The sequence below is a fragment of the gamma proteobacterium SS-5 genome (assembly GCA_009497875.2).
GTDB classification, from domain to species: domain Bacteria; phylum Pseudomonadota; class Gammaproteobacteria; order Chromatiales; family Chromatiaceae; genus Magnetovirga; species Magnetovirga frankeli.
On sequence record CP032508.2, the window covers coordinates 3,372,423 to 3,385,946 of the forward strand.

Below are 13,524 nucleotides of genomic sequence, written 5' to 3' on the forward strand. Positions count from 1 at the left end.
ATTATCTATCATAATGCAGTAGCCAGCCATTGATCTCCGGCCTGATTGAAGCCGCAAAAAATACCCCAACACGGGGTTCTTTGATTATCCTAGCGGCCGCTTGGCAAATATCTTTAGCCTTTTTTTCGGCCCTGGCCAGTAGTTGCTCCCTCAGCTAGGAGCCTGTCGGGTTTAGGTGCCCGTAGCGAGCAAGGTGGGAGAGCGAGAACAAATTTTCATGATTTTGAGGCGCATAGTTGGCCTACGCAACGAAAAATCGGGGCCAATGTTCAAAACAATTCTGGGCCGTTCTTCCCACCGGCGCAGTAGGTGCATCCTAAATCCGACAGGCTCCTAGCGCCCTGTTATTTGTCGGCAAGCATGTCAAGCCTCAATCCATCCTAGTACAATTAAGCACTTAAGCGCAATGTAGGCTGATTAACGGCAGTTTTTCCCATCTAAGCGATAACGAAACCCTGTTTACACTGTCCGGATCTGCCATGCGGGAAGCGCATACTAAGCAGCCCTGGCTGCACCCAAATAATCTGAGCAAGGCACCCCAGATGCAACGCTTCTTCAATAACGCAGGCCCCATCAAACCTGAACTACACTACCATTTGCCACTGCTACAACGGCTGGATTGGGTAGAAATTCAACAGCTTATTCACGAGCAACGCTACTTCGTGCTGCACGCCCCGCGCCAGACCGGCAAGACCAGCACCCTCCTGGCGATGATGCAGGCGCTCAATGCGGCCGGTGACTACGCCTGTGCTTACGCCAACATCGAAGGTGCCCAAGCCGCCCGGGGAGACGAGACCCAGGGCATACCGGCGGCTTGCAGCGCCATTGCACGCTCCATCTCCCTCTATCTGCCGCAAACGGCCATCAATGATTGGTACCAAACACAAGGGCGCAATCGATCCCCTCAGGATCAGCTCACTAGCTTGCTGGAGCACTGGGCGCAACATTCAGACAAACCCACCGTCCTGCTACTGGATGAGGTAGATACCCTGGTCGGCGATACCCTGATCTCCCTGCTGCGCCAGATTCGCGCCGGCTACGCCCAGCGGCCCGAATACTTCCCCCAATCCATCATCCTCTGCGGCGTGCGCGATGTGCGCGACTACCGCATGGAACAAGAAGGTGCCCAGGTCATCACCGGCGGCAGCGCCTTTAACATCAAGGCCAAATCCCTGCGCATGGGCAACTTCACCGAGGAAGAGACCCAGAGCCTTTGGCTGCAGCACACGGAGGAAACCGGCCAAGTGTTTGATTCCGCGATATTCCCCGAGCTGTGGCAAGACAGCCGTGGTCAGCCTTGGCTGGTTAATGCACTGGGTTACGAGGTGACCTGGGAGAACAAGGCGGCCCGTGATCGCAGCCAGAGCATCAGCCTGATCGATTACAAGGCTGCCCGCGAGCGGCTGATCCAATCCCGCGCCACCCATCTGGACCAGCTCAGCGACAAGCTCAAGGAAAAACGGGTGCGCGAAGTCGTTCAGGCACTGCTGGTAGGCGAAGAAACCGGCCTGCAGATGCCCGAGGATGACCTGCAATACGTCACCGACTTGGGCCTAATCGAACGCAAGCCGCAGATACGCATCAGCAACCGTATCTATCAAGAGGTCCTGCCCAGAGAACTGACCAGCGTGCTGCAGGACACCATGGTGCAGCAGCAAAGCTGGTACTTGAATGCCAACAACAGCCTGAACATGGCCAAACTCCTCACCGCCTTCCAACAATTCTTCCGCGAGCACTCCGACAGTTGGAGCGAGGGCTTTGATTACCGGGAGGCCGCACCGCAACTGCTGATGCAGGCCTTTCTCCAGCGCATCATCAACGGTGGCGGCCGGTTAACCAGGGAATACGGCCTAGGGCGCAAGCGCACCGATCTGTTCATCGAATGGCCGCTGGACCCTCAACAAGGGATGTATGGCCCGCTGCAAAGAGTCGTCATCGAACTCAAGCTGCTGCGCGGCTCTCTGGATGCCGTCATTGCCCAGGGACTAAAGCAGACGCTTGACTATTGCCAGCGTGTCGGGGCCGATGAGGCCCATCTGGTCATCTTCAATCGTGATCCCAAGGTGGCCTGGAATGAGAAGATATGGCAACGCAAAGTTCAGCACCAGGGCTGGGGTATCGGAGTCTGGGGGGCTTGATAATAACAACGCATGAAGGCATAGCGCCGGAATTTGAGCATCAAGGTAGGCTAAAAAATGCAACGATTTTTTAATAACGCCGGCCCGATCAAGCCGGAAATGCACTACCACCTGCCGCTGTTACAGCGGCTAGACTGGGATGAGATCGAGCAATTCATTCGCGAGCAGCGCTACTTCGTGCTGCATGCCCCGCGCCAGACCGGCAAGACCAGCACCCTACTGGCGATGATGCAAGCGCTCAATGCGTCCGGCGACTACGCCTGTGCCTATGCCAACATCGAAGGTGCCCAAGCCGCGCGGGGGGACGAGACCCAGGGCATACCGGCGGCCTGTGATGCCCTGGTCAATGCCATCGATGTCTATCTCCAACAACCGGCCCTGCTCAGTTGGTACGAAGAAAAAAAACAGGGCCTAGCCCCACAGCATCTCCTCACTCAGGTACTGCAACAGTGGGCCAAATCATCGGACAAACCCACAGTCCTGCTACTAGACGAGGTCGATACCCTGGTCGGTGATACCCTGATTTCCCTGCTGCGCCAGATTCGCGCCGGCTACGCCCAGCGCCCGGAGTACTTCCCCCAGTCCATCGTCCTCTGCGGTGTGCGCGATGTGCGCGACTACCGCATGGAGCAAGAAGGAGCCCAGGTCATCACCGGCGGCAGCGCCTTCAACATCAAGGCCGAGTCCCTGCGCATGGGCAACTTCACCGAGGAAGAAACCCGCAGCCTCTGGCTACAGCATACTGAGGAAACCGGCCAGCTATTTGACCCCGACATTTTCCCTGAACTCTGGCAAGACAGCCGCGGCCAGCCCTGGTTGGTCAACGCCCTGGGCTACGAGGTGACCTGGAAGAACAAGGCGGCCCGTGATCGCAGCCAGACCATCAGCCTGATCGATTACAAGGCTGCCCGCGAGCGGCTGATCCAATCCCGCGCCACCCATCTGGACCAGCTCAGCGATAAACTAAAAGAAGCCCGAGTGCATGGCGTGATTTCCCGACTGCTCAGCACCGAGGAAGAGGATACCGAAGGCCTTAAAACTGATGACCTGCAATATGTGGCCGACCTGGGCCTGATCACCCTGCGTCCATCGGTACGCATCAGCAACCGCATCTATCAAGAAGTGCTACCCAGGGAACTGACCTGGCCGACCCAGGTGATGATCGCCAATCAGGAAACCAGCTGGTACATAGACGCCGGCCATCGCCTGAACATGGCCAAGCTGCTGACCGCCTTCCAACAATTCTTCCGCGAACACTCCGACAGTTGGAGCGAGGGCTTTGATTACAAAGAGGCCGCCCCGCAACTGCTGATGCAGGCCTTTCTGCAGCGCATCATCAACGGTGGCGGCCGACTAACCAGGGAATACGGCCTAGGGCGCAAGCGCACCGACCTCTTAATCGAGTGGCCGCTAGACCCTCAACAAGGGATGTATGGCCCGCTGCAAAGAGTCGTCATCGAACTCAAGCTGCTGCGCGGCTCTCTGGATGCCGTCATTGCCCAGGGACTAAAGCAGACGTTTGACTATTGCCATCGTGTCGGTGCCGATGAGGCGCATCTGGTCATCTTCAATCGCAACCCCAAGACTCCATGGAGTAAAAAAATCTGGCAGCGCAAGGCCAATCATCAGGGCCAGGAGGTCGGAGTCTGGGGTACCTGAGGATAACAATCCGGGACCGCCCAGCGTCAAAATGCAACCATCAAGGTAAGCAAAAAATGCAACGATTTTTTAATAACGCCGGCCCGATCAAGCCGGAAATGCACTACCACCTGCCGCTGTTACAGCGGCTAGACTGGGATGAGATCGAGCAATTCATTCGCGAGCAGCGCTACTTCGTGCTGCATGCCCCGCGCCAGACCGGCAAGACCAGCACCCTACTGGCGATGATGCAAGCGCTCAATGCGTCCGGCGACTACGCCTGTGCTTATGCCAACATCGAAGGTGCCCAAGCCGCGCGGGGGGACGAGACCCAGGGCATACCGGCGGCCTGTGATGCCCTGGTCAATGCCATCGATGTCTATCTCCAGCAACCGGCCCTGCTCAGTTGGTACGAAGAAAAAAAACAGGGCCTAGCCCCACAGCATCTCCTCACTCAGGTACTGCAACAGTGGGCCAAATTATCGGACAAACCCACAGTCCTGCTACTAGACGAGGTCGATACCCTGGTCGGCGATACCCTGATCTCCCTGCTGCGCCAGATTCGCGCCGGCTACGCCCAGCGCCCTGAGTACTTCCCCCAGTCCATCGTCCTCTGCGGTGTGCGCGATGTACGCGACTACCGCATGGAGCAAGAAGGTGCCCAGGTCATCACCGGCGGCAGCGCCTTTAACATCAAGGCCAAATCCCTGCGCATGGGCAACTTCACCGAGGAAGAGACCCAGAGCCTTTGGCTGCAGCACACGGAGGAAACCGGCCAAGTATTTGACCCCGCGATATTCCCCGAGCTGTGGCAAGACAGCCGTGGTCAGCCTTGGCTGGTTAATGCCCTGGGCTACGAGGTGACCTGGGAGAACAAGGCGGCCCGTGATCGCAGCCAGACCATCAGCCTGATCGATTACAAGGCAGCGCGCGAGCGGCTGATCCAATCCCGCGCCACCCATCTGGACCAGCTCAGCGACAAACTCAAGGAAAAACGGGTGCGCACGGTAGTTCAGGCACTGCTGGTGGGCGAAGAAACCGGCCTGCAGATGCCCGAGGATGACCTGCAATACGTCACCGACTTGGGCCTAATCGAACGCAAGCCGCAGATACGCATCAGCAACCGTATCTATCAAGAGGTCCTGCCCAGAGAACTGACCAGCGTGCTGCAGGACACCATGGTGCAGCAGCAAAGCTGGTACTTGAATGCCAACAACAGCCTGAACATGGCCAAACTCCTCACCGCCTTCCAACAATTCTTCCGCGAACACTCCGACAGTTGGAGCGAGGGCTTTGATTACCGGGAGGCCGCACCCCAGCTGCTGATGCAGGCCTTTCTGCAACGCATCATCAACGGCGGCGGCCGGTTAACCAGGGAATACGGCCTAGGGCGCAAGCGCACCGACTTGTTCATCGAATGGCCGCTAGACCCTCAACAAGGGATGTATGGCCCGCTGCAAAGAATCGTCATCGAACTCAAACTGCTGCGCGGCACACTCAAAAGCGTCATCGCCCAAGGCGTGGAGCAGACGGTGGACTACAGCCAGCAAGTCGGTGCCGATGAGGCGCATCTGGTCATCTTCAATCGCAACCCCAAGACTCCCTGGAGTAAAAAAATCTGGCAGCGCCAGGCTGAGCATCAGGGCTGGCAAATAGGAGTCTGGGGAGCATGAAGATGACCACAAATTTAACCGCTCCAGTAAAAGTCAGCGCCATAGTACCAGCCTACAATCTTGAGGAATTTATTGGCCCATGCCTGGAAAGTTTGCTCAGCCAGAAAACCCAATATAGTTCTGAAGTCGTAGTCTGTAATGACGGATCAAATGACCATACTGGCCAGATAATCGATAGCCTGGCACAGCAATACGCAAATCTGAAAGTACTACATAACCAACCTAACCAAGGCCTGGCTAAGACCATGCGCCGCCTACTGGCAGCCAGTAGCGGCGAATATATTGCCTATCTGGACGGTGACGATCTCGCGCTACCGGGCAAATTTGAGGCACAGGCGAATTATCTGGATGCAAATCCGCAATGCAACATGGTCTATACCGAAATGGAAGTCTTTGATAGCGAAACCGGCCAGCGCCTCAGTCTATACAGCAGAGACTATTACAATGCCGAATTTATTCCGGCACAAGCAACAATAGAACACCTCATACGCTACGGTTGTTTTATGCAAGTAAGCAGCGTGATGATTCGCCGTCATCCAAGATTGACCGAATCTGTAGATGACCAATGCAAAATTGCCCTGGACATGCCCTGGCTTGCGTTAAATTTACTTTATGCTGGGGGAACGGTCGAGAAAATTGACCAGATACTGGGGCGCTACCGCATTCACGCCAATAGCTTTGGCGGACAGAATAGGCGCTCCAGAGAAAGACGTCTGCAGGTACATGCAGACCAAATGAGGGTATGCGAACTAGCCGAACAGCATGGCCTGGATCAAGAAATAGTGGCTGCCGGCAAACGCCACTATCAGTATGCAACGGCGTTATTTTTTCTAAAAGCAGAAGACTTTGATTTGTTTAGGGAGCATATTGAGCAATCCACGGATGGAGCTTGGTTTCTTCACGCCAGGCATCAAGACATATACCGGCTGAAAAATCACCCTGAAGAGCTGCTCAAGAAATATTTCTCAGCATAGATTTACCTGATAAGCCATATATCGAAGCCGTGGTTAAAAAATTGGCAAGCCGCATAGGGCAGGCCGTGCCCGCCGACTGCACTTATGCCTGTGTAGGGCTCCATTCAGAAACCTCAGCAGCCATCTGCATCGCCTTATACACTGCATCATCCATGTCATAATACTTGTATTCAGCCAACCTACCCAAAAGCGTCAGATTAGCAATGCCTGCTGCATGTTGCTTATATCGCTCAAACAGCGCCTGGTTTGCCTGAGTAAACAACGGATAATAAGGCATTGATGAATCATTAGAATCAACGTCATAAGCCATGGGAAACTCGCGCATGATCACGTCAGGGCCATTGGCCTTGCCGACAAAATGGCCAAACTCGGTGATACGGGTAAAGTCATGCTCATTGGGGTAATTGACCGTAGCCACCGGTTGCCAAGGTCCGCTCACCTGCTCTAGCTCAAAACGCAACGATCTATAGGGCAAAGCACCAAACTCAAAGCCAAACAGGGCATCAATCATCCCCGTGTATATCACCTGGCCGGTAAAAGGCATGCCATCAAACAAAAAGCCAGTGCCGTGCGGATTTAGCTGCAGATGCCTTCGCATGGGTGTGCCCAAGCGCACCTCAATGAGTGGATGATCGACTATCCGTTCCACCATTCTAGTGTAACCCTCTGCAGGGATAGCCTGATAGGGGTCCTGAAAATAACGATTATCCCGCGATACCAGAACAGGCACCCGCCCCGTTACTTCTGGATCTAATTGATCAGGGTCAATACCCCACTGCTTCAAGGAATAGCCGCGAAAGACCTTGTCATAAACATAGTCAGCCAACTGCCGAAGCAAGGCATCTGCGTTTTGCCGCAATAGCAGAATCGGAACCCTAGCCTCGGCTCCGTACTCTTGTAACAGCAACTGGCTATACTGCTGCGCCTGATCGGGGGGAAATAGCGCATCTATAGAGTTCAGGTTGAATGGCAAAGGCACCAGCTTGCCATCAATGCGCCCATGCACTCTATGTTCGTAAGGAATCCAATCGGTAAAACCCGATAAGTAATCCCAAACTTCGGCCTTATCGGTATGAAAAATGTGCGGGCCATAGCGGTGAATCAAGATCCCATCGCTATTGGACTCATCATGACAATTCCCAGCCAGATGATCCCGCTGCTCCAGAATCAAGACCCTCCAACCAGCCAGGCTAGCCAGGCGCTGAGCCATGACAGCACCGGACAGACCGGCGCCTAGTACAATCGCATCATAGCTAAACATAGCTTCAAATCCGTGGCTCAGGCCGGGCAATAATCACAGACCCCGTTTCCATTAACACTCATAAATCCTTGACGAAACTTACTATAGCCTTGACTAAACCAAATTTGCGCTAGATCACCATCCACCCCAATCTGGCCCAGATTAAAACAACAGGGATCCATGCGAATACAACAGGGTGTAACAAAACCATCAACAGAGACAAAAAGACCCGCGCTAGGCCAGTGACAACGACCTAACCGGGGTGAGGCGCCAGTAAAACTAATGCTTATGCCTAAGCTAAACAGCTCAGCCGAATAATAGGTAATTTGATCCCTATAGACCTGTTCCCATGCGGCAACAGAAGATGCAAGGGCATGCCCCCCTGAAAATTCAGGCTGGGTAGGGATAAACCAGTTCTCCGCCAACTGAAAATGCAGCTCTTGCGGGCGATAGCGCTTGGCAATATCAACCACCACATCAATGCCCGACTCATCACCAGCACAGAGAACATAATTAAAAGCCAGTCGCGTACGGCAATCGGCCGGACGATTAGCCAAATACCAGCCTAAATTATCTTCAAGCTTTCCCAGAGAACCACCGATGCGGCTCAAAAAGGCCCCCTGTTCATTGGCTTGATCAATAGACAGCACAAGCTTATACAGGGAATAAATCGCCTTGTGGCCCAGCCTGGTGAAACTGACCATGCCATTACTGGTTAGTGAGACATCAATAGCACGCTTGCGGCAATGCTCAATCATCAGGGGCAAATCACGATTGAGCAAAGGCTCACCCAGGCCTTGCAGGTGAATCCTTTTAAGATGATGCAGTGGTTCTATCCAGTGGGCAAACCGAGCAAAGTCCAAATCCATGGACTTCCTCGACTCAGGCAAGGTCTCCCTTGAGCAATAACTACAGGAAAGATTACAGCGTGCGGTAGGTTCCAGTTGCAGACTAAAGGGTTGCCACAGGGGTTGTGTAACTATGCGACCCAGGTCAATGCCTAAAGCAACCAGCTGATCTATAGCCACGGCCATATCCAAAGTGGCTAAAACAATCTCCGCCTGCGCAAAGTCATACAGTTGTTCTAGGGGAGCAACCGTTATGCCCGCTAAGCAGCTACCTATACGCTGATGATCATGATCCACAACCGCCAAAACCTGATCCCTCGGCAGTGCCTGCAGCACATGGGCAGCAAAGCCAAGGGAGCCATAAACAACGTAACTCAAGAATTAGGCCCTATCGTGGAACACGCGAAGTGCTCTATTACTCCCCCTCCCCCCGGGAGGGGGTTGGGGGGAGGGAACAATCTGGGGCGAGCAGACTTTCATTGTCTGGGGGGGACTCTGCTCGCCCCTTGATCGTTACTGTGAAACTCGCGAAGCGTTCGTTTGCTCCCCCTCCCTTCGGGAGGGGGTTGGGGGGAGGGAACAATCAGATGCGAGGAAACTTTCATTACCAAGGGTGGCTCAACTTGCCCCATGATTATTAGGTAAGCTATCTAAATGCTCGCGGATATAGCCGATGGTATCTTCAAGAATATAGTCCATATCAAAACGCGGCTGCCAGCAAAGCAGCTTCTTGGCCTTCTCAGAATAACCCACGCGGAAGCGCACATCAGCAGCAGGTGCTTCCAAGTGTTCAAACTCTGGCATAGCCATATCAGGATTGATCCTTTGCCAGATTACCTTGGCCAGATCACCCATCTTGTACGGTGTGGCACCACAAAAATTAAAGTCCTCGTTGACAATATCATTCTGCAGCGCCAGCACAGTGGCCTCCGCAATATCTCTGGCATGGGTCATGGTGCGGACTTGCTCGCCATCACCCAGAATCTGAAACGGTGATTGCTGAATGAGGGCCTTATAGATGAAATCAGGGATCACATGGGCCATACCAAAGGCCACTTGCCCTTGCCGATCCAGCATGGGTAGTTCACCACTACCCACGGCATTGAAGGGGCGAATAATCAAATAGCGTAAGCCATATTCCTGGGCTGCCCCCCGGACCAGATATTCGCCGTAGAGCTTTTGCATACCGTAATTGGTAAAAGGGACGAGCTGTTGATATGCATCTTCCTCGGTCACCGGGCGCTGTACGCGCTCATAAACCATGGAAGACGAATAATAAACAAAGAGCGCGTCCGGACAAGCTGCAAGGGTACAGTCAATGGCATGGGCCAGTATTTCGTTGTTATCACGAGCGATTTGATAAGGAATGCGGTGAAAATAGCGAATCCCACCGATAAGCGCAGCCAGACAGACGACCACGTCGTAGCCATTGAAGTCCACAGGATAGAGATTTCGGACATCCTTGATGACCAGATTGACCTGGGGATCACTGAAAAAATCATGTTCAAGATGACCGTATTTGCTGAAATTATCGACAATAGTGAGTTGATAACCCTGCTTGAGCATCTCGCGAACTGTGTACGAACCGACAAAACCGGCCCCACCCAACAACAGAATATTTTTGGACATAGTGTCTTCCTGATTTGTTATGAAGCTAATTGGGCTCTTTGACGTTTTGTCAGAAATTCAACGTGATTGCTCGATACTCTTCCATTGCGTCGAGGAGCCGTAAACAGACGTTAAGTGCTGTAGTAAAACATCTCGCCCTTGCCGCAGGCATTCCAGACATCAACAACTAGGACTCCATGGCGCAGGCCTTGCATCAACTCAGGCCACTGGTCGATGAAGGTGCTGTGGTTCATGGCCAGAATAACCACATCAGCGCCTACAACGGCTGCCTTCGGATCCAAGTTGGCAAAGCGCTCAAAGCCACAATCCAGCATGGTGCTAGCAGGCAGATTAGGTTCACTGACCCTAATCTGTCGCGGCACCTCTCGCAGCAGATAACGCAATAATTTTTGTATCAGACTATCCCGAATATCATCGCTGTCCCGCTTGAAGGTGAAGCCCAAGACTGCAACCCGCTTGTTGGTTATGCGCACCCGTTCACCAATCTGATCCACAATGGCCTTGGGCAAGGATTCATTGATACGCCATGCCGACGTAAACAGATCTGACTGGGGGAACAACTCGCTGATCATGGCAAAATCTTTGCGCAGGCAGGGTCCACCGGTGAACCCCGGGGTAAACAGGATGGGGCGGGGATAATCCTCGTTGGTGACTTCCAACAGGCGATAGATGTCTTCGCCGAATTCATTGGCCACCATGAAAAAGTAGTTCACCAGCGCGAAATAGACGTAGCGGCCGGTGTTGCAGAACAGCTTTACCAGTTCGGCACCACGAAAACTGACATGAAAGGTCTTGGCCGTCAGGCGAGTGAACAGGACCCGAGCCGATTGAAAGCTCTCATCGTCCTCGGCCCCAATGGGCTGCGGCAGCCGGCTCAACTCCTCCAGGGCCTTACCTTCGAGAATGCGTTCTGGCGCGAAGGTCAGCAGGAACTCGCGCCCCAACTGCCAGCCACGCTCGACCTCGATGCGATGACGGACGAATTCCGTCGTACCCACCGCAACTGTACTGCGCAGGATAATGGACTGGCCCGGCACCAGCACCGGAATCATCGCCTTCAACACTTCATTGACGTGACCCAGGTTCATCTCGATATGTTCGGAAAAAGGGGTGCCCACGGTAATGATGATCTTTTCCGCCCGGGCACAGTCAGCAATCCGATCACTGGTTTCAATGGCGCACCCCCGATCCAGCAATTCTTGGAACCCCTCTTCCTTGAAGGGCATCCGTCCCGAGTTAACGGGATCGAGAATGGTTCTGTCGCGATCCACCCCGAGGACACGCAACCCCTTTGAGGCAAACAGCAAGGCCAGCGGTAGGCCTACCCGGCCAATACCAACAACCGCGACGTCAAAATCAAATATTGATGAACTCATTGATCCAATCCGAAAATCTCAGGGAACAACACGCATCCAGGCCAACGGGGTGCTCACGGAGCAACGCAGCGCTTCAGGGCATGTTGTCACCACACGATCGACCGGGAATCATCCGATCAGGGAAGTACAACCTGCCACATGGGCGCTTTCATATCGTACAGCGGCAAAATCGTGGCCCCGACGCCCCTCGACTGAAGAAACTCATGTATCTTGAGACCCGATGACTCTGCCGCGATCAAGATCAAATCCGGGCGCAAGGTTTCCAATTCGTGCGGGGCCGCAACGATCCAGTTTGCCACCCGTCTCCCGGCAATGCCCTGATCCATCAGCCCCACAAGGTTCAAGCCCGGATAATGCGCGAGCATCTTCAGTACCTGGTCAGCCATTTCCCCGCGTGCCCCGTAGATCAATAGGCGGTGGCCACTATACAGGCACTGCCGCAGCAATTCACCCAAGCGCGTCAGATAGTCGTCGCCGGGCAGCGGCAAGGCACGAGACGACTTGAGTTCAAAATCGTTCACCACGCGCCCGGTAAACTGAATTCGAAACGCCTGATCGTAATGCCCAAGACAAGCGGCCAGCACCTCCCTCAGGCATTCGACTCGGATCAGCAGGTTGCACAGTGGGTAGAGATGGCCATCACTGCGTATCCAGGGCAACTCCTCGACCAAGGCGTCAAAAAAAGGTCCGCCGAGATGTTGCGGGTCCATCCGCTCAGAGAGTAGGACCCCCTTTATATCCTGCTTCTTTCGCTGAAGTACGTTGCCGTGCAGGCGATCGAGTTGCACGTAGCTGCGAACTCCCCACAGGTCAACCGATCGCCTTTCCCAGCCTGGCGGCATGATACTCCATTCCTGTCCAAGCACCGCCAGGGGCCCGGCGATGATCTGGCAAATATTGGACTCGAAGGCGATTGTCCCGGCCAACAGCGCGTCATACAGCGACTGCAGCTCCGACCTGTCGGCACAATAAAACGACTCTACCGACGGCGCATTCCCCGGTCGCCGGGTTCCAGTCTTGCGGAAAATGTGCTCGAGTCGGCGCTCGATGGCATGCTGTTCCCTGGCCTTGCGCGCCGCATTCCGACCCACACGATGGCGCTCCTTCCGGTCAGGAAGATAACGAGAAATCTTCTCTCCCAGGTCCTCAAGATCCCGATAAAAAACAATCTCCTCATTCTCCTCGAACAGGTCGGCCAGTTCCGGGTTTGCGTTGACGATCTGAAACAGGCCTGAACCTGCCACTTCAAAATGTCGCAACTTGGTCTGCCAGTCGAACACATCATCCGCGCTGAATCCCGGGTTGAAGAGTATGCGAGTACGACGATAGATCTCCTGCAGTTCGGCATGGGAGGGAAAGCCTTCATAGCACTCCTTGAGAACAGGATGTCGATCCCAGCCGTAGCCAAACAGGCTCAGCCGAACGTTTCGCTCCTGGCAGAGGTGATAGAGCCCCACCAACAATCTCTGCCTGCTGTCTCCATCACGATAATAATGGCCCGGGGCCGCCTCATGCTCCAGATTAGTTCCAACAAAAACGACATCGTAGACCTCCTCACTGGGCTCTAGGAGGGGAAACCGTTGGGTGTTATAGCCCCAGGGCAGGTATGAGACATGCTCGACACCCGAAGCCAAGCGTCGCTCCACCCCACGGCGAGAGGGGGAAAAGATCCCGTCGTAGCGATGATCGTGCACCTGATTTTGCCGAAACCAAACCTCTGGATCGTCATCGGCATGAAAGGTCAAGACCTCTACCCCTTGCGCGCGGACCTGCTCGAAAAACCCGTCCGAGAAAAAGGGCTGAATGGCATCGGAATAGAAAAACATCTGCTGCGGCCGATGCTCCCCGAGAATGCGTAACAGGTACGCCTCGGCGAAAGCCTCCCCCTCGGAATTTAGCAGCGGCGAAACGTCAACAAACAGGGCCTCATAGCGGCTCCTGATGGGCTCTACCCAATGCCAGCGCACGTACTCAATGGCCAGTGCGCCCACCACGAGGATCTTCATCG

9 protein-coding genes are annotated in these 13,524 nt (G+C 54.4%); 4 read left to right on the forward strand and 5 right to left on the reverse strand.

What is annotated here, in order from left to right; translation table 11 throughout:
• The first annotated feature begins 542 nt into the window (after positions 1 to 542).
• Genes D5125_03770 through D5125_03785 form a run of 4 tightly spaced genes read left to right on the forward strand, consistent with a single transcriptional unit; the run spans position 543 to position 6,423 of the window.
• On the forward strand, positions 543 to 2,138 hold the full coding sequence (locus tag D5125_03770) for an AAA-like domain-containing protein (GenBank protein ID QFY88669.1): 1,596 nt from the start codon (positions 543 to 545) through the stop codon (positions 2,136 to 2,138).
• A 57-nt stretch (positions 2,139 to 2,195) separates the two neighbouring features.
• A complete protein-coding gene (locus D5125_03775) occupies positions 2,196 to 3,797 on the forward strand; it encodes an ATP-binding protein (protein QFY88670.1) in 1,602 nt (533 codons plus the stop codon).
• Positions 3,798 to 3,853: 56 nt separating this feature from the next.
• Complete coding sequence (locus D5125_03780; GenBank protein QFY88671.1) at positions 3,854 to 5,449, forward strand: AAA-like domain-containing protein; 1,596 nt, start codon at positions 3,854 to 3,856, stop codon at positions 5,447 to 5,449.
• Positions 5,446 to 6,423 carry a glycosyltransferase gene (locus tag D5125_03785; GenBank protein QFY88672.1) on the forward strand — a complete coding sequence of 326 codons (978 nt, stop codon included), beginning with the start codon at positions 5,446 to 5,448 and terminating at the stop codon, positions 6,421 to 6,423. The genes D5125_03780 and D5125_03785 overlap by 4 nt, the downstream gene beginning before the upstream one ends.
• Before the next feature lie 82 nt (positions 6,424 to 6,505).
• Here the strand turns inward: D5125_03785 and glf are convergent, their stop codons facing one another.
• From glf to D5125_03810, 5 genes are all read right to left on the reverse strand, one after another.
• Positions 6,506 to 7,684, reverse strand: coding sequence for a UDP-galactopyranose mutase (gene glf, locus D5125_03790; GenBank protein QFY91046.1), 1,179 nt, complete (start codon positions 7,682 to 7,684; stop codon positions 6,506 to 6,508).
• Positions 7,685 to 7,701: 17 nt separating this feature from the next.
• Positions 7,702 to 8,889, reverse strand: a complete 1,188-nt coding sequence (locus tag D5125_03795) for an SPASM domain-containing protein (GenBank protein QFY88673.1) — start codon at positions 8,887 to 8,889, stop codon at positions 7,702 to 7,704.
• 240 nt (positions 8,890 to 9,129) lie between these two features.
• A complete protein-coding gene (locus tag D5125_03800; protein QFY88674.1) occupies positions 9,130 to 10,140 on the reverse strand; it encodes an NAD(P)-dependent oxidoreductase in 1,011 nt (336 codons plus the stop codon).
• Between the two features lie 110 nt (positions 10,141 to 10,250).
• Complete coding sequence (locus D5125_03805) at positions 10,251 to 11,516, reverse strand: nucleotide sugar dehydrogenase (protein QFY88675.1); 1,266 nt, start codon at positions 11,514 to 11,516, stop codon at positions 10,251 to 10,253.
• Between the two features lie 116 nt (positions 11,517 to 11,632).
• Entirely contained in the window at positions 11,633 to 13,522 is a 1,890-nt protein-coding gene (locus tag D5125_03810) for a glycosyltransferase (GenBank protein ID QFY88676.1), read from the reverse strand.
• Between the last annotated feature and the right edge of the window lie 2 nt (positions 13,523 to 13,524).